General features: G+C 67.1%; 20 protein-coding genes. 17 read left to right on the forward strand and 3 right to left on the reverse strand.

What is annotated here, in order from left to right; all coding sequences use genetic code 11:
• The first annotated feature begins 131 nt into the window (after positions 1-131).
• The 7 genes from araB to QWJ37_RS01355 all read left to right on the forward strand — a co-directional run bounded on the left by araB (position 132) and on the right by QWJ37_RS01355 (position 9,290).
• Complete coding sequence (araB, locus tag QWJ37_RS01325) at positions 132-1,817, forward strand: ribulokinase (protein WP_290243494.1); 1,686 nt, start codon at positions 132-134, stop codon at positions 1,815-1,817.
• Positions 1,814-2,539, forward strand: a complete 726-nt coding sequence (locus QWJ37_RS01330; RefSeq protein ID WP_290243496.1) for an L-ribulose-5-phosphate 4-epimerase — start codon at positions 1,814-1,816, stop codon at positions 2,537-2,539. Before araB ends, QWJ37_RS01330 begins: the two co-directional genes overlap by 4 nt.
• Before the next feature lies 1 nt (position 2,540).
• Positions 2,541-4,055: an L-arabinose isomerase gene (gene araA, locus QWJ37_RS01335; protein WP_290243498.1), complete on the forward strand. Its 1,515-nt coding sequence runs from the start codon at positions 2,541-2,543 to the stop codon at positions 4,053-4,055.
• A 41-nt stretch (positions 4,056-4,096) separates the two neighbouring features.
• Positions 4,097-5,218, forward strand: a complete 1,122-nt coding sequence (gene chvE / locus QWJ37_RS01340) for a multiple monosaccharide ABC transporter substrate-binding protein (protein ID WP_227903074.1) — start codon at positions 4,097-4,099, stop codon at positions 5,216-5,218.
• Between the two features lie 73 nt (positions 5,219-5,291).
• Positions 5,292-6,821, forward strand: a complete 1,530-nt coding sequence (gene mmsA, locus QWJ37_RS01345) for a multiple monosaccharide ABC transporter ATP-binding protein (RefSeq protein WP_227903073.1) — start codon at positions 5,292-5,294, stop codon at positions 6,819-6,821.
• Between the two features lie 2 nt (positions 6,822-6,823).
• Entirely contained in the window at positions 6,824-8,074 is a 1,251-nt protein-coding gene (mmsB, locus tag QWJ37_RS01350) for a multiple monosaccharide ABC transporter permease (RefSeq protein ID WP_227903072.1), read from the forward strand.
• Positions 8,075-8,561: 487 nt separating this feature from the next.
• Positions 8,562-9,290 carry a transglycosylase family protein gene (locus QWJ37_RS01355; protein ID WP_227903071.1) on the forward strand — a complete coding sequence of 243 codons (729 nt, stop codon included), beginning with the start codon at positions 8,562-8,564 and terminating at the stop codon, positions 9,288-9,290.
• Between the two features lie 102 nt (positions 9,291-9,392).
• On the opposite strand, the gene QWJ37_RS01360 is transcribed toward QWJ37_RS01355, so the two are convergent.
• Together QWJ37_RS01360 and QWJ37_RS01365 are read right to left on the reverse strand one after the other, a co-directional pair.
• Entirely contained in the window at positions 9,393-9,800 is a 408-nt protein-coding gene (locus tag QWJ37_RS01360; RefSeq protein ID WP_290243501.1) for a MoaD/ThiS family protein, read from the reverse strand.
• Positions 9,790-10,893 (reverse strand): sialidase family protein, encoded by a 1,104-nt coding sequence (locus tag QWJ37_RS01365; RefSeq protein ID WP_227928170.1) that lies wholly within the window; start codon positions 10,891-10,893, stop codon positions 9,790-9,792. Before QWJ37_RS01365 ends, QWJ37_RS01360 begins: the two co-directional genes overlap by 11 nt.
• Positions 10,894-11,071: 178 nt before the next feature.
• Between QWJ37_RS01365 and QWJ37_RS01370 the strand changes: the two genes are divergently transcribed.
• From QWJ37_RS01370 to QWJ37_RS01415, 10 genes are all read left to right on the forward strand, one after another.
• Positions 11,072-12,016: a DUF4031 domain-containing protein gene (locus QWJ37_RS01370; RefSeq protein WP_290243505.1), complete on the forward strand. Its 945-nt coding sequence runs from the start codon at positions 11,072-11,074 to the stop codon at positions 12,014-12,016.
• The gene (locus QWJ37_RS01375) at positions 12,013-13,275 is read left to right on the forward strand and encodes an MFS transporter (protein ID WP_290243507.1); all 1,263 of its coding nucleotides are present in this window, start codon (positions 12,013-12,015) and stop codon (positions 13,273-13,275) included. The genes QWJ37_RS01370 and QWJ37_RS01375 overlap by 4 nt, the downstream gene beginning before the upstream one ends.
• A gap of 10 nt (positions 13,276-13,285) precedes the next feature.
• Entirely contained in the window at positions 13,286-14,644 is a 1,359-nt protein-coding gene (locus QWJ37_RS01380; RefSeq protein ID WP_290243508.1) for an MATE family efflux transporter, read from the forward strand.
• A gap of 58 nt (positions 14,645-14,702) precedes the next feature.
• The gene (locus QWJ37_RS01385) at positions 14,703-15,278 is read left to right on the forward strand and encodes a DUF308 domain-containing protein (RefSeq protein ID WP_227928173.1); all 576 of its coding nucleotides are present in this window, start codon (positions 14,703-14,705) and stop codon (positions 15,276-15,278) included.
• 61 nt (positions 15,279-15,339) lie between these two features.
• On the forward strand, positions 15,340-15,711 hold the full coding sequence (locus QWJ37_RS01390; RefSeq protein ID WP_290243513.1) for a hypothetical protein: 372 nt from the start codon (positions 15,340-15,342) through the stop codon (positions 15,709-15,711).
• A 131-nt stretch (positions 15,712-15,842) separates the two neighbouring features.
• Complete coding sequence (locus tag QWJ37_RS01395) at positions 15,843-16,916, forward strand: ABC transporter substrate-binding protein (RefSeq protein ID WP_290243515.1); 1,074 nt, start codon at positions 15,843-15,845, stop codon at positions 16,914-16,916.
• Positions 16,917-17,732, forward strand: coding sequence for an ABC transporter ATP-binding protein (locus QWJ37_RS01400; protein ID WP_290243517.1), 816 nt, complete (start codon positions 16,917-16,919; stop codon positions 17,730-17,732).
• A complete protein-coding gene (locus QWJ37_RS01405; protein WP_227903061.1) occupies positions 17,729-18,547 on the forward strand; it encodes an ABC transporter permease subunit in 819 nt (272 codons plus the stop codon). The genes QWJ37_RS01400 and QWJ37_RS01405 overlap by 4 nt, the downstream gene beginning before the upstream one ends.
• Positions 18,547-19,329, forward strand: coding sequence for an ABC transporter permease subunit (locus QWJ37_RS01410; protein WP_290243520.1), 783 nt, complete (start codon positions 18,547-18,549; stop codon positions 19,327-19,329). The genes QWJ37_RS01405 and QWJ37_RS01410 overlap by 1 nt, the downstream gene beginning before the upstream one ends.
• Before the next feature lie 104 nt (positions 19,330-19,433).
• On the forward strand, positions 19,434-20,018 hold the full coding sequence (locus QWJ37_RS01415) for a TetR family transcriptional regulator (protein WP_244802801.1): 585 nt from the start codon (positions 19,434-19,436) through the stop codon (positions 20,016-20,018).
• Positions 20,019-20,056: 38 nt separating this feature from the next.
• Here the strand turns inward: QWJ37_RS01415 and QWJ37_RS01420 are convergent, their stop codons facing one another.
• Positions 20,057-22,300: a cytochrome P450 gene (locus tag QWJ37_RS01420; protein WP_290243523.1), complete on the reverse strand. Its 2,244-nt coding sequence runs from the start codon at positions 22,298-22,300 to the stop codon at positions 20,057-20,059.
• Positions 22,301-22,304: the final 4 nt, after the last annotated feature.

The raw sequence follows: 22,304 nt of genomic DNA on the forward strand, positions 1-22,304 counted from the left end.
ACTTTTGTGGCCCCCGTCACGTTTTCGGGAGTAGCGTGACTGCAACAGCGAAATGTGACCGTTCACATTAACGGACCTCCACGGTTCCGGCCACGGTCACGGGTCTACCGGTCTACGACAATGAGGTCACCGTGCAGCAGAGGAATGATCCCGCCCATGTAGTGGGCATCGACTACGGCACCCTCTCCGGGCGGGCCGTCGTCGTACGGGTGGATGACGGCGCCGAACTCGGGTCCGCGGTGCACCCCTACCGGCACGGAGTGATGGACACGAACCTGGCTGCCACCGGTGCACCACTGCCGCCCGACTGGGCGCTGCAGGTCCCGGCGGACTACATAGAGGTCCTGCAGCACGCGGTACCGGCGGCCATCCGGGCTGCGGGCATCGATCCGGCATCAGTCATCGGGGTGGGTACCGACTTCACCGCGTGCACCATGGTTCCCGTCACCAAGGACGGCACCCCGCTGAATGAGCTTCACGGGCTCCAGGACCGTCCGCACGCCTACGTGAAGCTCTGGCGCCACCACGCGGCGCAGGCGCAGGCGGACCGGATTAACGAACTCGCCGGGCAGCGCAACGTTTCCTGGCTGCCGCGCTACGGCGGGCTGATCTCCAGCGAATGGGAATTTGCCAAGGGGCTGCAGCTGCTGGAAGAGGACCCCGAGCTGTACGAACGGATGGATCACTGGGTGGAAGCCGCGGACTGGATTGTCTGGCAGCTGACCGGTAACTATGTGCGAAACGCCTGCTCAGCGGGGTACAAAGGCATACTGCAGGACGGCGCATACCCGGACCGGGATTTCCTGGCGGCACTGAACCCGGACTTTTCCGGGTTTGTTTCCGGGAAGCTCGAACACCCGGTGGGCAGCCTGGGCTCAGCCGCCGGGACGCTCAGCGAGCAGGCAGCGGCCTGGACCGGCCTGCCGGGCGGAATTCCGGTGGCCGTCGGCAACGTGGACGCCCATGTGTGTGCACCGGCGGCCGGGGTGGCCGGCCCGGGCCGGATGGTCGCGATTATGGGCACCTCCACCTGCCACGTGATGAACGCCGAAATCCTGCGCGACGTGCCGGGAATGTGCGGTGTGGTGGACGGGGGCATTGTCGAGGGCCTCTACGGCTACGAGGCCGGCCAGTCAGGTGTCGGAGACATTTTCGGCTGGTTCACCGCACACTTCGTCCCCGCCGAACTGACCCGGGAGGCGGACGACCGCGGGATGAGCGTGCATGAACTGCTCACCGAACAGGCTGCCGGCCAGGAGGTAGGCGCCCACGGGCTCCTGGCCCTGGACTGGCAGTCCGGGAACCGCTCCGTCCTGGTGGACCATGAGCTTTCCGGCCTGCTCGTGGGACTGACCCTGGCAACCCGCCCGCACGAGGTGTACCGGGCGCTGCTGGAAGCCACGGCCTTCGGCACCCGCACCATTGTGGAGGCGTTCACCTCCTCGGGCATTCCGGTGACGGAGTTCGTCGCGGCGGGGGGACTCGTTCGGAACCGGTTCCTGATGCAGATCTACGCCGACGTCCTCGGCATGCCGATCTCCGTCATTGGCAGCGACCAGGGCCCGGCACTCGGCTCCGCCATCCACGCTGCCGTGGCCGCCGGTGCCTACCCGCACGTGCGGGACGCCGCGGCTGCCATGGGGAGGGTGCACCGCAACGAGTTCCTGCCGGATCCGGAGCGTTCGCAGGCCTATAACGCGCTGTACGCGGAATACACGGCGCTGCATGACTACTTCGGCCGGGGCGGCAACGACGTCATGCGGAAGCTGAAGGCCATACGCCGCTCAGCCCGCCTGGTCCGTGAGGTGAGCGCATGAGCATTCCAGGGAACGGTTTCGAGCAGGCAGTTGCACGCGTTCGCGCAGAGGTGGCAGCCCTGCACGGCGAACTGGTGCGGTACGGGCTGGTCGCGTGGACGGCCGGAAACGTTTCCGGCCGGATTCCCGGCACCGGATACTTCGTCATCAAGCCCAGCGGCGTCGGATATGCGGACCTCAGTCCGGAATCCCTGATCCTGTGCGACCCCGACGGGGGTCCCGTGGCCGGAAGCCAGGACGCAGGCCTGTCTCCGTCCAGCGATACGGCAGCGCATGCCTACGTGTACCGCAACATGCCCGGAACCGGGGGAGTAGTGCACACCCACTCTCCGTATGCCACGGCCTGGGCGGCGCGCGGTGAAACGATTCCCTGCGTGCTTACCGCCATGGCTGACGAGTTCGGCGGGGAGATCCCCGTGGGCCCCTTCGCCATCATCGGCGATGACTCGATTGGCCGCGGCATCGTTTCCACCCTTCAGGGCCACCGGTCCCGCGCGGTCCTGATGCGGAACCACGGTCCCTTCACCATCGGCCGGGACGCACGCGACGCCGTCAAGGCAGCTGTCATGCTCGAGGACGTTGCCCGCACGGTCCACTTCGCCCACCAGCTCGGGGAACCCCTGCCCATCGAACCGGCGCACATCGACGCCCTGTTCGAGCGCTACCAGAACGTGTACGGCCAGCAGCCGGCAGCAACCCCATCAAATTCAGGAGTGCACTGACGTGAGTCCCCTCAACACCACGCTCGAACCCTACGAGGTCTGGTTCCTCACCGGCAGCCAGGACCTCTACGGAGAAGACACGCTGCGCCAGGTAGCCGAACAGTCCAAGGCCATTGTCGGCATGCTCGACGACGCCGGCCTGCCGGTGCGCCCGGTCTGGAAACCGACACTCACGGACACAGGCTCCATCCATGCGGCAGCGCTCGCCGCCAATGCAGCGGAAAACGTCATAGGCGTGATTGCCTGGATGCACACCTTCAGCCCCGCGAAAATGTGGATCCGCGGGCTGGACGCGCTGCGCAAACCGCTTCTTCACCTGCACACGCAGATCAACGTGGAACTGCCGTGGGCGGAGATCGACTTCGATTTCATGAACCTGAACCAGGCTGCGCACGGGGACCGGGAATTCGGCTATATCTCCACCCGCCTGGACGTGCCCCGCAAGACCGTCGTCGGGCACGTTTCCGCCCCCGCCGTTATTGCCCAGATTGCCTCCTGGCAGCGTGCCTGTGCCGGCCGGGCAGCCATGCAGGGCATGCGGGTTGCCCGTTTCGGCGACAACATGCGCAACGTTGCCGTCACCGAAGGGGATAAGACCGAAGCCGAACTGCGCTTTGGCGTCTCCATCAACAGCTGGGGGGTCAATGACCTGGTGGAGGTGGTGGACGCGCAGTCCGAGGACAGCGTGGACAAACTGATCGCTGAGTATGAAGACATCTATGACGTTTCCCCGGAGCTGCGGCCCGGCGGAAGCCGGCACGAATCCCTGCGCTACGGGGCGCGGCAGGAACTTGGCCTGCTCCAGTTCCTTGAAGAAGGCGGTTTCGGCGCCTTCACCACCAATTTCGAGGATCTGGGCGGACTGCGGCAGCTGCCGGGACTCGCCGTCCAGCGGCTGATGTTCAGCGGCTACGGTTTCGGCGCCGAAGGGGACTGGAAAACCGCCATGCTGGTGCGGGCGGCCAAGGTAATGGGCGCCGGCCTGCCCGGCGGCGCCTCCCTGATGGAGGACTACACCTACCATCTGGTGCCCGGCGAGGAGAAAATCCTTGGCGCACACATGCTCGAGATCTGTCCCAGCCTCACCACGGACAAACCCAGCCTGGAAGTACACCCGCTGGGCATCGGCGGACGGGAAGACCCAGTCCGCCTGGTGTTCAACACAGACCCGGGCCCCGGCGTCGTCCTGGCCATGTCCGACATGCGCGACAGGTTCAGGCTGACCGCCAACACGGTGGACGTGGTTCCTCCGGACGCCCCGCTGCCGAACCTCCCCGTGGCCCGCGCCGTCTGGCAGCCGCATCCCGATCTCGCCACCTCCGCGGCCGCCTGGCTCACCGCCGGCGCCGCCCACCACACCGTGCTCAGCACCGCCCTCGGGGCGGACGTGCTCACCGACTTCGCGGAGATGTCCGGCGTGGAACTGCTGCTGATCGACAACACCACGGACCTGCGCGCCTTCCAGCGGGAAGTCCGCTGGAATGCGGCCTATTACCGGCTCGCCCAGAAACTCTGAACCCACCTCACCAAGGCACGGCAACCACGAAAGGCATAACCATGACACGCAAACCCACACTGAAGCGGGTACTTATCGGCGGAGTCTCGCTGAGCCTGGCCCTCAGCATGAGCGCCTGCGCCGGCAACCGCGGCGGCGGGGACGCCGGCGGGGACTCCAACGAGGGCGCCAAGATCGGCGTCGCCATGCCCACGCAGCAGTCCGAACGCTGGATCGCCGACGGTGAGAACGTCAAGTCCCAGCTTGAGGAACTTGGCTACGAGGTGGACCTGCAGTACGCCAACGATGACATCCCCACCCAGGTCTCCCAGATCGAGAACATGATCAACGGCGGCGCCGAGGCCCTGGTCATTGCCTCCATTGACGGCACCACGCTGACCGGTGTGCTGGATACCGCCGAAGCCCAGGACATCCCGGTGATCGCCTATGACCGGCTGATCAACGAATCCGACACCGTGGACTACTACACCACCTTCGACAACTACGAGGTGGGGGTGCAGCAGGGCACCTCACTGCTCACCGGTCTGGGCGTCCTGGACGACGCCGGGCAGCCGACCGGGGAAAAGGGTCCGTTCAACGTCGAACTGTTCGCGGGCAGCCCGGATGACAACAACGCCACGTTCTTCTGGGACGGCGCCATGGACACCCTGCAGCCCTACCTTGATGACGGAACCCTGAAGGTCCCCAGCGGGCAGACCGCCTTCGAGCAGGCTGCCATCCTGCGCTGGCTGCCGGATACCGCCCAGGACCGGATGGAGGACCTGCTGACCGTGGGCGGCGGTGCACAGATCGACGGCGTGCTCTCCCCGTATGACGGGCTGTCCATCGGCATCATCTCCGCCCTGCGCTCCGGCGGCTACTCCGGGGAGAACCTGCCCGTGATCACCGGCCAGGACGCGGAAGTGGGCTCGGTGCAGTCGATCATGAGCGACGAGCAGTACTCCACGATCTTCAAGGACGTCCGCGAGCTCGGCAAACGCGCCGTGCTGATGGTTGATGCCCTGATGAAGGACGAGGAACCGGAAACCAATGACGAGGAGACCTACGACAACGGCGCGAAGGTAGTGCCGGCGTACCTGCTCGAAAGCCAGATCGTCACCGTCGACAACTATGAGGAAGTCCTGGTGGACAGCGGTTACTACGAGGCCTCCGACCTTAAGTGACACCCGGCAGGTGGCGGCCCGGTACCGGCCGCCACCTGTACCACCATCGAAAGTCCAGGACAGGGAGGTCCGCGTGAGTGACTACATTCTCCAAATGACCGGGATCGGCAAGGCATTTCCCGGCGTCAAGGCGTTGCAGGACGTCACCCTTGCCGTGGCCCGCGGAGAGGTCCATGCCATCTGCGGCGAGAACGGGGCAGGCAAGTCCACCCTGATGAAAGTGCTGTCCGGTGTCTACCCGCACGGCAGCTACGACGGCGAGATCCTGCTGGACGGCCGGCCCGTTGCCTTCCGGGACATCAAGGACAGCGAACGCAGCGGCGTCGTCATCATCCACCAGGAACTGGCGCTTTCGCCGTACCTCTCCGTGGCCGAAAACATCTTCCTGGGCAATGAACGCTCGGCCCGCGGCTTCATTAACTGGAACGAAACCAATGTCCGCGCGGCAGAACTGATGCGCCGGGTCGGACTCGACCTGAACCCGGTTACCCGGGCCGGGGACATCGGCGTGGGAAAGCAACAGCTGGTGGAGATTGCCAAGGCGCTGTCCAAGGACGTGAAGCTGCTGATCCTGGATGAGCCCACGGCTGCGCTGAATGATGAGGACTCCGCCCACCTGCTGGGCCTGGTCCGCGGCCTGCGCGAGGACGGCATCACCTGCATCATCATCAGCCACAAACTCAACGAAATCCGGGCCATTGCCGACTCGGTCACCATCCTGCGGGACGGGCAGACCATCGAGACGCTCAGCCTCGATGACGGGTCCGTCACCGAGGAACGCATCATCAAGGGCATGGTGGGACGGGAACTGACCAGCCGTTACCCGGACCGCACCCCCGAGATTGGCGAGGAGGTGCTGCGGGTGGAGGACTGGACCGTGCACCACCCCGCGGAACACGCCCGTGTCGTGATCGACAGGGCGCACCTGTCCGTGCGCGCCGGGGAGATTGTCGGCATCGCCGGGCTGATGGGCGCCGGGCGTACCGAACTGGCCATGAGCATTTTCGGACGCAGTTACGGCACCGGCATCAGCGGCACGCTGTACAAGAACGGACGGGAAATCACCGCGCGCACCGTACAGGAGGCGATCCGGCACGGCATCGCCTATGCCACCGAAGACCGGAAGCGGTACGGCCTGAACCTGATCGAGGACATCAAGCGGAACGTCTCAGCCTCCGCCCTGACCAAGCTCGCCACCCGGGGGTGGGTGGACGGCGGCCGGGAAACCGTGGTGGCGCAGGACTACCAGCGCAGCATGAACATCAAGGCCCCGTCCGTCAGTGCGGTTGCGGGCAAGCTGTCCGGCGGCAACCAGCAGAAAGTGGTCCTCTCCAAATGGATGTTCGCGGATCCGGATGTCCTCATCCTTGACGAGCCCACCCGGGGGATCGATGTCGGAGCCAAATACGAGATCTACACGATCATCAACCGGCTCGCGGCACAGGGCAAGGCGGTGATTGTCATTTCCTCCGAACTTCCGGAGCTCCTTGGCATCTGTGACCGCATTTACACCCTTGCCCAGGGCCGCATCACCGCCGAGGTTCCGATTGCCGAGGCAACCCCCGAACGACTTATGCAGCACATGACACAGGAAAAGGAATAGCCATGGCTACCACTCTCGCCGGTGAGGATCCGGCACTCGGCACCAGGACCCCCAAACCGTCCCCGCTCGCCGACGCCGGACGGTTCCTGGCCGGCCGGCTGCGGCAGATCGGCATCTTCCTGGCCCTGCTGGTGATCGTCACCCTGTTCCAGGTCCTGACCGGCGGCGCCCTGCTGCAGCCGGACAACGTGGCCAACATCATTGTGCAGAACAGCTACATCCTGCTGCTGGCCATCGGTATGGTCATGATCATCGTGGCCGGCCACATTGACCTGTCCGTGGGATCCGTCGCGGCCTTTGTGGGTGCCATGTCCGGCATCATGATCCGCGACTGGGGAATGCCATGGTGGGCTGCGCTGGTGGCCTCCCTGGTGGTGGGTGCGCTGGTCGGCGCCTGGCAGGGATTCTGGGTGGCCTACGTAGGGATCCCCGCCTTCATCGTCACACTGGCCGGCATGCTCGTTTTCCGCGGCCTCACCCAGATCATCCTGGGGAACCAGCGGATCACCGGTTTCCCGGAGGAATACCGCCAGCTCGGCGGAGGGTCCCTGTTTCCCGGGCTGTTCCCGGCGGAAACCAACCTGCTGGACTGGACCACCGTGGGACTCGGCCTGCTGGCCACTATCCTGCTGGTCCTCAGCCAGCTCCGCGGACGGGCTGCCCGGATGAAGCTGAACCTGGATGACGAACCGAAGGCATGGTTCTTCACCCGCCTGCTGTTCAGCGTCGTCGTTGTCCTTGGACTGACCTACCTGCTTGCCAGCTCCAGGAGCGGAACACCCATAGTGCTCGTTGTCCTGGGGGTGCTGGTGGTGGCCTACAGTGCCGTGATGAACCGCTCGGTCTTTGGCCGCCATGTCTATGCGCGCGGCGGGAACCTGCAGGCGGCCCAGCTTTCGGGCGTCAACACCAAACGGGTGGACTTTCTGCTCTTCGTGAACATGGGCGTGCTGGCCGCACTTGCCGGACTGATCTTCACCGGACGACTGAACTCGGCGGGCCCGGGTGCCGGAAACCTCTTCGAGCTTGACGCGATTGCCGCGGCATTCATCGGCGGCGCCGCTGTCACCGGCGGAGTGGGGACCATTGTCGGCGCGATCACCGGAGGCCTGATCATGGGCGTCCTGAACAACGGAATGTCCCTGATGGGCGTGGGGATCGACTATCAGCAGTTCATCAAGGGCCTGGTCCTGCTGCTTGCGGTCGGTTTCGACGTCTTCAACAAGCGCAAGGCCTCCAATGCCTTGAAATGAACCACGCATAAAACAGGCGGCGGGTTCCCGGGAGGGGGCCCGCCACCGTTCGTTAAGGGCTGCCGAATCCGGTTGTGAGCGTCGACGCAGAAAGCAAGATAGAACGCAAATTGACGTGTGTCCAGCGTTACCCGGAACTGATTGTGATGAACCCTACAAGACCCGCCTCGATCGGCTTATTGGCGCGGATCGCGGCCGGTAACGATTAGGTTTCGATTAGGTAGCGATTTGATCTCGACAAATGACTGTCTTAGGTTGTTTATGAGCCCGGATCGAGGGCTGGACTGCCGGCCGTTTCGAAGGCCGGCGCGGTCGGCACCCAAAGCTGGTGCGGCCGATGCATGAATCGCACTAAGTACCACGCGTCCACTGTACGTCGCCGCTGCGTGGTACCGAAAAAGACCTCTATCAGTCGGGGTAGGCGACGGCGCGCGGAAGCCCGGGGACGGGTTGAGCGCAGGTGGAACCCTTGGGAGCACAAGAACCGATGAAGAACCAGAAGATCCGTCGTATCGTACGTCGTGGACTGGCCACCGCTGCCCTCACCGGTGTCGGCGCTGCCGGCCTCGCAGGCCTTGCGGCACCAGCCAACGCCAGCTCAATGGACTGGGACGCGCTTGCACAGTGCGAAAGCGGTGGAAACTGGGCTACCAACACCGGTAACGGTTTCTCCGGCGGCCTGCAGTTCACCCCCAGCACCTGGGCCGCCTTCGGCGGAACCGGTGACCCGGCCAACGCCAGCCGCGAGCAGCAGATTGCCGTAGCTGAGCGGGTCCTGGCCGAACAGGGTCCCGGCGCATGGCCTGCCTGCACTGCCAAGCTGGGCCTGACCGGTGCCACTGCCAACCCGCAGGCCGCCACCCCGGCCCCCGCGACCACCCCGGTGGAAACCCAGGCGCCGGCACAGACCTACGCCCCGGTTGAAACCGCTCCGGTTGAAGCCGCTCCGGCACCGACCTATGTTGAGCCGCAGGCCCTTCCGGAGCAGCTGCCGGCCCCGACCAACGTTGAGGTCCAGGCTGTTGCACCGGTGCAGGCTCCTGCCCCGGCCCTGTCCGGCGAGACCTACGTCATCCAGGCCGGCGACACGCTGTCCACCATTGCCGAGAAGCTGGGCATTGAGGGCGGCTGGCAGGCGCTGTACAACGCCAACGCCGACACCGTGATTCACCAGGACCTGATCTTCACCGGTCAGACCCTGCAGCTGCCGGCCTAACCACCGGAGTACACAGCTTCGGCACCGGACCGACGACGGCCGGCTGCCGACGCATCGGGCGCCCCGCTACCAAGCGGGGCGCCCGCACGCGTTTAACCGCGGTTAGCCGCCGGCAATCGACTGCAGCACCAGCACCACGGCACCGGGGCCCAGCACAGTTGAGGGACCGGCCAGGTCCCGGATGTCATCACCGTCCACATACAGGTTCACGTGCCGGCGGATGTCTCCCGCGTCGTCCACAATGCGCCGGTACACCCCGGGATGCCGGTCCCGCAGCAGTTCCAAAAGCACGCCGATGGTCGGGGCCCGGTCACCGCCAGCACCCACACCGCCAGCGCCCGCACCGGTAGCGCCCGCACCGGCAGCGCCCGCACCGCCAGCGGTCCCGGCAGAATGGCCCGGGGAGCCGGGACGGAACATCAGGCTGCGGCTGCCGCCGGCAGCCTCAGCCAGCGCCGCCGGCAGCAGAAGCTCGACGGCGGAGGCGGCGCCCTGCGCGTCAGAGGGCAAGCGCCCGGACACAGAGCACATCCGGAAGGTTGGCGGTGAGCAGGCTGAAGCTTTCCCCTTCATCGGAGCTGGCGTACACCTCGCCGCCGCGCGTGCCGAAGTAGATGCCCGCCGGATCTGCCCGGTCCACATCCGCGGCATCGCGCAGCACCGCGTTAAAGTCATAGGCGGGAAGGCCGGCGTCGTGCCGCTCCCAGCTGCTGCCGGCGTCGGTGCTGCGGTACACCGCCGGATGCCCCTGCGGAGGATTGCGCTCACCGGCGGAACCCAGCGGGATGGTCCAGATGGTGTCCGGACGGGTGGGGTGGGCGAGCATCACAAAACCGAAATCCGCAGGCAGCCCGTCCGCAATGGACACCCACTGCCCGCCGGCGTCGTCGCTGCGGTAGACCCCGCCGTGGTTCTGCGCATAGAGCCGCTGCGGATTGCCGGCATCACGGGCCACCTTGTGCACACACTGTCCGAATTCGGGGTAATGCTCCGGCATGAAATCGGCAATGATCCCGGTGTTGAAGGCATCCCAGCTCTCGCCGCGGTCATCGGAGCGGTATACGCCGCCGCTGCTGATGGCCACATGGACGGAATCATCCGCGGGGCTCGGCAGTACGGTGTGCGCCGCCGGACCGCCGTACCCTGCACCCCACCGGGTCCGGTGCGGATGGTCCCACAGTCCGCGGACCAGCTCGAAGTGCTTCCCGCCGTCCGCGGAACGAAACACGGAAATGGGCTCGCAGCCGGCCCAGACCACTCCGGGGCGGTCTTCGGTGTCCGGCCTTAGCTGCCAGATCCGCTCCAGTGTGGCCCCGGTGTCCGCGGGGAAGGCGATGGCCGGGGCCTCGGGTTCCTGCCAGGTCTTGCCGAGATCATCCGAGACGGCAACGTTGGTGCCCCACCACTCCGACCGCACCCCGGCCAGCAGCCGCGGAGTGTCCGTGCGGGTATCGAAGGCCAGGGAGGGAACCTCGGCCATCGCGAATTCCGGCCCGCTCAGCGTCCAGTTCCGGCGGTCGCTGCTGGTGGCAAGCCAGAGGCCCTTCCGGGTTCCTATGGCAACCACTGCGGGCACGGGGTGACCGGCTGTGACCTCATCCATGCCGTTATTGCAGCATTGCGGGACAGGCAGAACAAGGGGGTTCCTGAAGTTTCCCGTACCCGGACCGGCGTCCTGCCCGGTATGCCGGGGCACCCCGTCCAGCTCCCACATGGAAATGGGGGCCGCGCGTGCGATACACATAAACGATGCAGTTGTTGCCACTGAACGCCATGGACCCATGATCTACATCGATCCGCCGATGTGGCCGGCACACAACACCCTTTTCTCCCACCTCATTTCCGATGCCGGGCTGGGCGAGCTGCACGCATTTGCCCGGGCCGCCGGTATCTCGCCGCGTGCGTTCGACGGCGACCATTACGACGTCCCGCAGCAGCGCTACGACGCGTTGGTCCGGCGCGGCGCGGTGCCCGTCACCGGCGGGAACCTGGTGCGCATCCTGATTGCCAGCGGACTCCGGATTCCGGCACGGGACCGGCCCTCAGCGCTCGCCCGGCCCCTGATGCACCGCTGGAACCGGCTGCTGCCCGGCGCCCCGGACCTGGGGGAGCGCCTGCTGGAGCACTGGAATGAACCGCACCGCCGCTACCATGACCGCCGCCACCTCCTGCAGGTGCTGGAGGCCCTGGACCTGCTTGCCGGTTCCGGGGTTCCGGTCCCGGTGGCCCTTGCCGCCTGGTTCCATGACGCCGTCTATTCCGGGGCTCCGGGTAAGGATGAGGAAGCCTCTGCCCGGCTCGCTGAGGCCCTGCTGCCTGCTGCGGGCGTGACCGCGGCAGATACCGCCGAATGTGCCCGCCTGGTCCGCCTCACGGCGGGGCATGATCCCCGGCCCGGGGACCGGCACGGCGAGCTCCTGGCCGACGCCGACCTCTCGGTGCTGGCCCGTCAGCCGGACCGGTACCGCGCCTACGTAACGGAGGTCCGCGCCGAGTATGCCCACCTCTCGGATCAGGAATTCGCCGCGGGCCGTGAGCGGGTGATACGGCAGTTCATGGCTGCGGATCCGTTGTTCCGCACGGCCTCCGGCCGAAAGCTTTGGCAAGAGCAGGCACGCCGAAACCTCAGCGCGGAACTCACCGGGATGCTGGAGGGAACCGCTCCCGCCGGCCAGGGAAATGAAGGTGGGCCGGGCCCCGGCGCACCCCGCCGGGACCGGCCATGAGCGTGCCGGCCGGGCCCGCCGGTTTCACCGGGCACGCCAAAGGGACCCGCGGCTACCGGGGGGTGCTGGTGGGCCTGGCCGCGGCCGGCGTGGCCACCTTCGCCCAGCTGTATTCCCTGCAGGGCGTCCTGCCGGAGCTTGCGGCCGGGATGGGAATTTCCGCGTCGTCGGCCGCCCTCACCGTTTCCGCCGCCACGCTCGGCCTCGCGGTGACGGTGATTCCGTGGTCCGCAGCGGCGGATCGTTTCGGCCGACTGCCGGTGATGCGGGTGGCGATCCTGGCTGCGGTGGTGCTGGGACTGGCGGTGCCGCTGAGCCCCACCCTTCCGGTCCTGCTGGTGCTGCGCTTCCTTGAGGGCGCCGCCCTGGGCGGCATTCCCGCCGTGGCCCTGGCCTACCTCAGCGAAGAGGTGAGCCGCCTCCACGCTGCGGTGGCCGCGGGTACCTACGTCTCCGGCACTACCCTCGGCGGCCTTGCCGGCCGGATCCTGGCGGCCCCCGTGGCCGAACTGATCAACTGGCGGGCCGGTGTGGCTGCCGTAAGTATTCTCGCCGCGTGCGCCGCCGTCGTTTTTATGCTGACCGCGCCACGCCAGCACGGGTTTGTTCCGGAACGGGCTGCCGCTCCCGGCCGCGAGCTGGCGGCCCGGCTGGGCACAAATCTCCGCAACCCCCGCCTGCTGGCCCTCTATCTGCAGGGTTTCCTGCTGATGGGCGGCTTTGTTGCGGTCTACAACTACCTCGGCTTCCGGCTGGGCGGCCCGCCCTTCGGGCTGCCGCAGTCCCTGGCAAGCGCCCTGTTCCTGGCCTACCTCGCCGGCACCTGGTCCTCCCGGGCAGCCGGCACCCTGGCGGCCCGGCTGGCAGGCCGCGGCGGGCGCAAGCTGGTGCTGCTGCTCTCCACGGGCGCCATGGGGGCAGGCCTGGCCCTGACGCTTGCCGATCATCTGGCGGCCATCGTGGCTGGTCTGCTGGTCTTCACCGCAGGGTTTTTCGGTGCCCACGCGATTGCCTCGGGCTGGACGCCGCTGCTGGCCCCGGTGGGCCGCGCCCAGGCATCCTCGCTGTACAACCTCTTTTATTACACCGGTTCCAGCGTGCTGGGCTGGGCCGGCGGCTACTGCTTCCAACACAACGGCTGGCCGGCCCTGGTGCTGTTTGTGGGTGCGCTGCTGCTGGCGGCGGCACTGGTGGCCGGTCTGGTCCTGCGCGCCGACGACGGCGGTGGAAAGGCCGCGGCCGGGCCGGTGAAAACGTAGGCTGGATGCTGTGAATACCCCAGCCGACCTTTCCTCCCGGCGGCTCAGCCGGCGGATCCTGGCCCTGGCCCTGCCGGCGCTGGGCGCGCTGATTGCGGAGCCGCTTTTCCTGCTCGCCGATTCGGCGATTGTCGGCCATCTGGGCGTGAACCAGCTGGCCGGCGTCGGCCTCGCCTCCACCGTGCTGCAGACCGCCGTCGGGCTTATGGTTTTCCTCGCCTACTCCACCACCGGTACCGTTGCCCGCTACCTCGGCGGCAACCGGCACGCGGACGCGCTCGCCGCCGGCCGGGACGGAATAGCCCTGGCCCTGGGGCTGGGCGCGGTGCTCTCCACGGCCGGCTACATCTTCGCGCCGCAACTGTGCACCGTTATGGGAGCCACCGGGGACGTGCACCGGTATGCCGTGGACTACCTGCGCTTTTCCATGCCGGGACTCACCGCCATGCTGGTGGTCCTCGCCGCTACGGGTGTGCTCCGCGGACTGCAGGACACCCGGACACCGCTGGTGGTTGCCACCGTGGGCTTCGCCGCAAACATTGGGCTGAACTATCTTCTGGTGTACGGCTTCTCCCTCTCGGTGGCGGGTTCCGCACTGGGCACCAGCATCGCCCAGTGGGGCATGGCCGTTTTCTACCTTGCGGCAGTGGCCCGGATGTCCCGTGCCCGGGGCGTGCCGCTGCGGCCAACGGCGGCGGGGATCCGCAACACCGCGCACGTGGGGTCATGGCTGATGCTGCGCACCCTCAGCCTGCGGGCAGCCGTGCTGGCCACGGTGCTGGTTGCCACGGCGCAGGGCCCGGAATCCCTGGCGGCCCACCAGCTGGTAATGACCGTGTTTACGTTCCTGGCCTTTGCCCTGGATGCCCTGGCCATTGCCGCGCAGGCCATGATCGGCAAGGAACTGGGGGCCGGGGACACCGCGCTGGCCCGTGCCCTGACACGCCGGATGGTGGTGTGGGGCGTGGGCTTCGGCGTCATTACCGGCGGCCTGCTGGCGATTGCCGCCCCGGTGGCCGGCGTGCTTTTCACCGGCGACGCCGGCGTGCAGCAGGCCATGACGGCCGGCCTGTGGGTCCTGGCCGTGTCCCAGCCGATCTGCGGGCTGGTGTTTGTCCTGGACGGTGTGCTGATCGGGGCGGGGGACGCCCGCTACCTGGCGCTGACCGGACTGATAAACCTGGCGGTCTACCTGCCGCTGCTGATCTGGGTGCATGCCTCGCAGCTTGCAGGTTCCGTCGGCATCGCCTGGTTGTGGGCTGCCTTCGCCCTGGGTTACATGTGTGCCCGGGCAGCCACGCTCTCCTGGCGCGTACGGCAGGATGCCTGGATGGTTACCGGTGCGGCATCGGGAACAGCCAGCGACTAAGCTGGACGGTGGCCAACCGGCTACTCCATGACGGCGAAATGAAAGCGGAGGCTCTGCAGTGGGCGCATCCAACACCGGAGCACCATGGGTACCCATGCTGCTGCGTTCAGCGGTAGCGGCGGTCTACGGCGTGCTGACGATCTTCTGGCAGGAACCCGATGATTCCGTCCTGGCCTATGCCGGCGGTGCTTATCTGCTGCTGACCGGTGCCGCGCTCCTGCTCCTGGCCGGCACGGCCCGCGGCCACGGCAGCACCAAAACCTTCCTGTCGGCCGAGGCCGTACTCTACGTGCTGGCAGGTGCGCTCACCGTGGTTCCGGCTGCGGCCGGAACCATGCAGGCCTTCCCGGCGGCGGCGTCCACCGCCCTGATAGTCGGCGGCGCCATTGAACTGTTCCTGTGGTTCAGGGACCGGAAGACCTTCCTGCCGGTCCGTGACGGGCTCATCACCGGCGCAGCGGCCGCTGGTGCGGGTGTGCTGGTGCTGGTGTTCCAGGACCTGGGCCCCCGCGCCCTGCTCGGGGTTACCGGCGGATCCGCAATCATCATTGCCGTGATCCTGGCGCTTTCGGCCCTGGGGGCCCGGCATGATGCCCGCAGCGCCCAGGGGGATCCCGCAAAGGCCGTAAACTAGAGACGCGGCAGTGCATTCTGCACCAACCCGCGCAACCCCCAACCCAGCAGGAGGATCTAACGTGGCGAAGAGCTCAACCGGCGGCCCGCAGAGGCGGAACTCCGTGAAGGCACCGCTGATCTTCTCCGCTGTGCTGGCGGTGGTCGCCGGTGTCTGCACCATGATCTTCGCCACCGGCGGAGCCGAGAAGGAACTCCGGGTTGATCTGGGCCTGACGGCCATGGGAATCGCCTTCATCGCGTCCCTGCTGATCTCCTCCCTGCTGCTGATGACGGAAAAGCCCAACCCGGACTACCTCAGTGAGGGTTCGGGTATCCACCGCAGCTCGGCCAAGATCCCCGGGGGAGCAGGCAGCGTCGGCAAGCCGGCGCCGTCGCCCGCCCCGCGCGATGAGGATCCGGGCACGTCCCGCCCGGCCGATCCCACGAACTGAGCCGCACCACAAGCCGGACCGCGGGTCCGGTTCCCGGATTTACCGCACCGTAACAACCGGTGCCGCCGATAGAAACAATGCCTTTTTAGGCTCTGGGTATTCACCCGTTTCTATTGAAAGCGCTGGTCCCCATGAGCCTTAGCACCCGCCTCAGGGCACGTTCGACGTCGGCACGGATCCTCGCGGGAACCCTGGCTCTTTCCGGGGTCCTGCTGGTCACAGCGTGCGGAGGATCCACCGAGGCTGACACCGGCGGCGGCACCGCTGACTACGGCACCCTGGACCTGAACCTGTCCTGGATCAAAAACGCGGAGTTTGCCGGCGAGTATTTTGCGGATGCCTCCGGCTACTACAAGGAAGCCGGGTTCTCCGACGTCAACCTGATTGCGGGCGGCCCGGGCGGCACCTCCACCGAGACCATGGTCCTCTCCGGCGGCGCACTGGTAGGCACCTCCAGCCCCATGGGGGTTGCACCGGTCATCGCGGAGGAAGACGCGCCGCTGAAGATCATCGGCACCACCTATCAAAAGAACCCGTTCGTCATCATTTCCCTGGACGGTAATCGCATCACCACGCCCGCGGAGCTGGCCGGCCAGCGGATCGGTGTACAGGCCGGCGTGAACGAAACACTCTTCGACGCGCTGCTGGAGGTCAACGGCATTGATCCGGGGTCCGTGGAGAAGGTTCCGGTGCAATACGATCCGCAGCCGCTGGTCAACGGTGACGTGGACGGTTTCTTCGGTTACCTGACCAATGAGGTGCTGACCCTGGAGCAGGCCGGGCATGCCACCGCGGTGCTGCCGTTCGCCGATAACGGACTGCCGTTTATTGCCGAGAGCTTTGTCACCACCGATGAGGCCATTGAGACCCGCCGCGAAGAACTGAAGGCCTTCCTGCGGGCCACCCTGCGGGGCTGGCAGGACGCAGTGGCGGATCCCGAGGAATCCGCCCGGCTGGCCGTGGAGGTTTACGGCTCGGACCTGAACCTGGACATGGCCAAGGAAATCCGCCAGGCGGAGGAACAGAACACCAAGCTGGTGGTCTCCGCGGAGACGGACGCCAACGGGCTTTTCACGGTCAGCGATGAGCTGATTCAGGAGAACCTGTCCATCCTGAAGCTGGCCGGATATGACCTGGGCGAGGAAGACGTTTTTGACATGAGCCTGCTGGCGGAGGTCTACGAGGAAAACCCGGAGCTGAAATAGATGCCGCGCACCGGAAGCGGGATCAGCCTGCAGAACCTCGGCAAAACCTACGCTGCCGGCCGCAGCCCGGTAGTGGCCCTGGAAGCGGCCAACCTGAGTACTGACCGCGGCTCCTTCCTGTCCCTGCTGGGCCCCTCGGGGTGCGGTAAGTCCACGGTGCTGCGCATCCTGGCCGGGTTGGAGAACCCCACAACCGGAGACGTGCTGGTGGATGGGAAGACCCCGCAGGACCTGCGCCGCGGCCATGAACTGGGCATTGCCTTCCAGGACTCGGCCCTGCTGCCCTGGCGCAGTGTCTACGCGAACATCCGGCTGCCGCTGGAGGTATCCGGACTGCCCGCCGATGATGCATACATCCGCGAACTCATTGCGCTGGTGGGGCTGGAGGGCTTCGAAAAGGCCCGTCCGGCGCAGCTCTCCGGCGGCATGCGCCAGCGTGTGTCCATTGCGCGGGCACTGGTGCTCAAACCCTCGGTGCTGCTGCTGGACGAGCCGTTTGGGGCACTGGATGACATGACCCGGCAGCGCCTGAACCTGGAGCTGCTGCGGATCTGGACAGAGAAACCGGCCACCACGCTGATGGTCACGCACGGGATTTCCGAGGCGATCTTTCTTTCCGACACCGTGGCGGTGATGAGCCCGCGGCCCGGCCGGATCAAGGAAGTCATTACCGTGGACCTGCCCCGCCCTCGCACCCCGGACATGATGCGCAGCCCCGAGTTCCACGCCCTGCATGACCACGCATCCGAACTGCTGTTCGCCGGGCCGGAGAGTCCGCGCCAGGCTGCCGCACCAGCCGGGCTGGAGGCACGGTGAACGGGCGCAGGGTGCCGCCCTGGGCCGTAGGAGCAGCGGGCACGGCGGCGGTGCTGGCCCTGTGGTGGATCGGCGCCGCCACGTTCCTGCGCGGAATCGGTGCACCGCCCGGCGGCGGGCCCGGAGCCATCCCCACCCCGTGGCAGGTGCTCAGCCAGATGGGGGCGGACGGCGCCGGCTTTTACTGGCGCAATGCCGCCGTGACGCTGGCGGAAGCCGGAGCCGGATATGCCTGGGGTAATGCCCTGGCCCTGATCCTGGCGTTTGTGGTGCTGCTGCTGCCGGGCCTGGAACGCCTTGCCACCCAGCTGGCGGTGATTACCTACTGCCTGCCGGTAGTGGCGGTGGGTCCGGTCATCTTTATTGTGCTGGGGCCGCCGCGTTCCGGGGAATCTTCGGGCACCGCCGTCGCCCTGGCCGCGCTGTCCGTTTTCTTCACCACCATGGTCAGCGCCCTGGCCGGGCTGAAGGCTGCCGACCGGGCCTGCCTGGACATTGTGACGGTGTTCGGGGGACGGCGGATCCACCAGCTGGTCAAGGTGCGGCTGATTGCCGCGCTGCCGGCCGTCCTGGCGGCGCTGAAGATCGCCGCTCCGGCAGCCCTGCTGGGCGCGATCCTGGGTGAATACGTGGGTGGGGTGGACCGCGGCCTCGGCCCGGCCATGGTCAACGCCCAGCAGACACTGGAAGTGGCCCGGGTGTGGGGTGTGGCGTTTGCCTGCGCCCTCCTGGCGGGTGCGGCTTACGCGGTGCTGGGACTGGTGTCCCGGATCGCCGCGCCCTGGGCATCCGGCGTCCGGGCGGGGAGCCTCTGATGGGGGCGGCACTGCAGTCCGCCGCGCGGACGCTGCTCGGGCTGGCACTCTCCCTGGCCGTCGTCGGGGTGCTGTGGGTGGGCCTGCTTCAGGTCTTTAACGTCTCCTCCTACATTGGCAAGGGCCCCCTGGACGTGTGGAGTTACCTGGTACGGGACCCGGAGGCCGCCGCCCACCGCGACCTGGTGCTGGGACAGCTGGGGCAGACCCTGCTCGACGCCGGCATGGGGTTCTCCGCCGGCATGGCGGCCGCGCTCGCCGCGGCCTGTCTCTTCACCCTCTTTAGGGGCGTGGAACATGCCCTGATGCCGGTGGCGATGCTGCTGCGGTCCGTGCCGCTGGTGGCCCTGGCCCCGATGATCATCCTGGTCTTTGGACGCCAGGAAGCGGCAGTGGCGGCCATGGGCGGGATTGTCGTGTTTTTTCCGGCCCTGGTAACCATCGTTTTCGGGCTGCGCTCGGCCTCGCCGGCCATGCTGGAGGTGGTGCAGGTTTACGGCGGCAGCCGGCTGGACGCCTTCCGCAAGGTGGCCATGCCCTCTGCGGCACCGGCGCTGTTCACCGCGATGCGGGTCTCCATCCCCGGGGCACTCACCGGCGCGCTGCTGGCCGAATGGCTGGCCACCGGGCAGGGCATCGGCTACGGAATTGTCTCCGCCGTGTCCCGGGCCCGGTATGACCAGGTGTGGGCCGGCGTCGTGGTGGTGACCCTGGCCTCGATCCTGCTCTACGCAGCAGTCTCGGCCGTGGAGGCAGCGGTGAAGCGGCGGACGGGGACGTAGGTGGCGCGCGGCTGCGGATAAGGTCAGGGTATGGACATCTGCACTGCCGCCCCTTCGCTTTCCGCCGCCGCGGGCAGCGCCTCCTGCCGCGCGGCGGTCCGGCAATGAATCTTCGCGAGCAGCAGCGCAGCGAGACACGGCAGCGCTTTATTGACACCGCCATGCGCCTGTTCCTGGATAACGGGTTTTCGGCCACCAGCATGAACCAGATTGCCGCGGCTGCCGGGGGCAGCCGCGCCAACCTGTACCTGCATTTCCGCAACAAGCCCGAACTGGTCATGGCGAAAATGCGCGACATCGAAGATGAAATTGCTGCCGGGTACCGGCGGCTGGACGCGCTGCCCGGCTACGACTTCACCGTCCTGCGCGCCTGGCTGGTCGAGATCCGGGAGCTGTGGGATACCTACTCCATTGAGTTCGCCGCCATGGAGCAGGCGATGGCCGCGGACACGGCGGTGGCGGATGAGTGGCTGGGGATGCTGCGCCGGGTCAGCGGTTCCATGCAGCGGCTGTATTCCACCTGCGCCTCGGAACAGGAGCGCGAGGAACGCCAGACCCACCTGGTCACCTTCATGATGAGCCTGGACCGCAACTTCTACTTCCTTTATGTCCGGGGCCACCAGGACCGGCATGAGCTGGTACTGGACGCCCTGGCCCGGCAGCTGCTGACCCTGTTCGAACCGCGCTAGCGTGCCGGCTGGTCCGCCGGCACGCTGGCGCCGGGTGCCTACCGGTCCAGGACCAGCCGCGGGCAGCCGCGCTCGGCCCGGGAAACGCAGATCATCAGCGTTTCATTGGCGTCCTGCTCGTCGGCGGTGAGGATCGAGTCCCGGTGTTCGGCCCGCCCGGAGAGCAGCCGCGTTTCGCAGGTGCCGCAGGTGCCGGTTTTGCAGGAGGAGATGACCGGCAGCCCGGCACGCTCCGCAGCGTCAAGAATGCTCTCGCCGGTGCCCACCTGCACGCTGACTCCGGATGCCGCGAATTCCACCTCGAAACCGTGTTCCGGTCCGGTGATCTCCACTTCCTTGGCGGCGAAGCGCTCCAGGCGCAGGGAGCCCTTGGGCCAGTGCGCGGACAGGGTTTCCACGGCACGGAGCACCGGTTCGGGACCGCAGCAGTAGATCAGGGTGTCCTCCCGCGGCTCGCGCAGCAGGTTCGGCAGGTCCATCAGCCCGTGGGTGTCCTGGGGCACCAGGGTCACCCGCTCCGCGTAGGGTGCCAGCTCATCCAGGAAGGCCATGGAACTGCGGGTCCTTCCGCCGTAGACCAGCTCCCAGTCCGCGCCCGCCCGTTCAGCTTCGCGGATCATGGCGAGGATGGGTGTGACGCCGATACCGCCGGCAATAAACAGGTACTTCCGGGCGGCGGTGAAGCGGAAGTTGTTCCGCGGCCAGGACACGGTGACTGCTGCACCCTCGCGCAGGGTCCGGTGCACCGCCAGCGAGCCGCCGCGGCCGGCGTCGGCACGCAGCACCCCTACCCGGTAGGCGGTGGTGTCCTCCGGATCCGAACACAGCGAGTACTGGCGCACCACCTGCTCCGGTTCCCCGGGGAGGTGCAGGTCAATGTGCGCCCCTGCCTTCCAGCGGGGCAGCTCCCCGCCGTCGGGGTGGCCCAGGAGCAGTGAGACCACGCCGTCGGACTCCTCGCGGCGCTGCAGCACCCGCAGGTTCAAGGTGCGCACGGCGCGTTCCTTGGAACGGGCGACGTCGGCGACGTCCCAGTGTACGTTCAGCGAGCGGCGGGCGGGCAGCAGCGCGAACCGGACGAAGTCCAGCGCCTCGGCGTCATCCGGGCGCAGGGACGGCAGCCGTTCGTAGAGGACCTTCAGCCCGGCAGCACCCTGCACCCGCGCCAGCGGATTGCCCAGGCACTTGTGCCGCCCGGTGGAAAAGCCCAGGTGGTCGGCGGGGTCGGTGCGGTGGATGTCGAAGGTGAAGGGGTGCTCCACGTAGTCGGGATCGGTGTTCACTGCCGCCAGCGCAAGCCAGACCATGTCCCCGGCCCTGATCTGCGCCCCGCCGAGTTCAATGTCGATGTTCGCGCGCCGGGACGCGAAGGTGGAGGAGGGTCGGCGCCGGACGGTTTCCTCGAAGACCCGCGGCCAGAGTTCCGGTTCGGCCAGCGCGTCACTGCGGGCCTCGGGGCTGCCGTCCAGGAACAGCACGGCGTTGGCCATGGCCTGGGCGGTGGTATCGGTGCCCGCTGCGGCGAACTCGGTCAGGTGGATGGCAATCTGGTCCGCACCGAGGGCATAGTTTCCCTTCTCGTCGCGGGCCGAGGCCATCACGGAAATCAGGTCCTCCGCCTTTGAGGTGCGCCGGGATTCAATGATGCCGCGCAGTACCAGGTTGGCCTCGGTGTAGCGCTTCCATACCTCGGAGCGCCGGGGCTCCGGGAAGGGCTCCTGCGCGGAGGCCAGGATCTGGAAGAAATCGTCGCGCAGCTGGCGCATCATCGGGTCGTATTCGTAGTCCAGGTCCATCAGCGCCATGAGCGTCTGGGTGGTCAGCTCCAGGCAGTAGTCCTCCAGCAGGTTGCCGGCACCGTTGTTCTCGAACCGGTCAATGATGCGGTGTGCCCGGGCTTCGATTTCCGGCTGCAGGGCGTCCATCCGTTCCTGCAGGAAGCCGAGCTGGGCCACGCCGCGCGCCGTGGTGTGCCCGGGCGGATCGGACCCGACCAGGATGCGGGACATCAGTTCCGCTGGAATGGTGGACCGGTATTCCTCGGGCACCTCGATCAGGCCGCCGTTGGAGGCGGAGGAGAATTTCTGCCAGTCCGAGAGCACGGTCAGTGCGTCTTCGCGTCGGGTGACAATCCAGGCATTCAGGTGCGGGTAAAAGAAGGTAGGCGTGGCGTCGCGCACTTCGGCGAAGTGCGCGGCAGGGTCGCGGTAGTAGGCATCGCCCATGGCATCGAAGCCGTGGGCCACGGGGCATTTGGCGGGGGCGGAGCTGGTGGCGGTCATGGGG

The organism is Arthrobacter sp. YD2, from assembly GCF_030410475.1.
In the GTDB taxonomy this organism is placed as follows: domain Bacteria; phylum Actinomycetota; class Actinomycetes; order Actinomycetales; family Micrococcaceae; genus Arthrobacter_B; species Arthrobacter_B zhangbolii.

Bases quoted from the DNA above. Each gene is read 5' to 3' on its own strand.
- QWJ37_RS01330 (WP_290243496.1), top strand. From the start codon at position 1,814: ATGAGCATTCCAGGGAACGGTTTCGAGCAGGCAGTTGCACGCGTTCGC.
- chvE (WP_227903074.1), top strand. From the start codon at position 4,097: ATGACACGCAAACCCACACTGAAGCGGGTACTTATCGGCGGAGTCTCG.
- mmsB (WP_227903072.1), top strand. From the start codon at position 6,824: ATGGCTACCACTCTCGCCGGTGAGGATCCGGCACTCGGCACCAGGACC.
- QWJ37_RS01355 (WP_227903071.1), top strand. From the start codon at position 8,562: ATGAAGAACCAGAAGATCCGTCGTATCGTACGTCGTGGACTGGCCACC.
- QWJ37_RS01365 (WP_227928170.1), bottom strand. From the start codon at position 10,893: ATGGATGAGGTCACAGCCGGTCACCCCGTGCCCGCAGTGGTTGCCATA.
- QWJ37_RS01370 (WP_290243505.1), top strand. From the start codon at position 11,072: ATGATCTACATCGATCCGCCGATGTGGCCGGCACACAACACCCTTTTC.
- QWJ37_RS01375 (WP_290243507.1), top strand. From the start codon at position 12,013: ATGAGCGTGCCGGCCGGGCCCGCCGGTTTCACCGGGCACGCCAAAGGG.
- QWJ37_RS01395 (WP_290243515.1), top strand. From the start codon at position 15,843: ATGAGCCTTAGCACCCGCCTCAGGGCACGTTCGACGTCGGCACGGATC.
- QWJ37_RS01400 (WP_290243517.1), top strand. From the start codon at position 16,917: ATGCCGCGCACCGGAAGCGGGATCAGCCTGCAGAACCTCGGCAAAACC.
- QWJ37_RS01410 (WP_290243520.1), top strand. From the start codon at position 18,547: ATGGGGGCGGCACTGCAGTCCGCCGCGCGGACGCTGCTCGGGCTGGCA.
- QWJ37_RS01415 (WP_244802801.1), top strand. From the start codon at position 19,434: ATGAATCTTCGCGAGCAGCAGCGCAGCGAGACACGGCAGCGCTTTATT.
- QWJ37_RS01420 (WP_290243523.1), bottom strand. From the start codon at position 22,300: ATGACCGCCACCAGCTCCGCCCCCGCCAAATGCCCCGTGGCCCACGGC.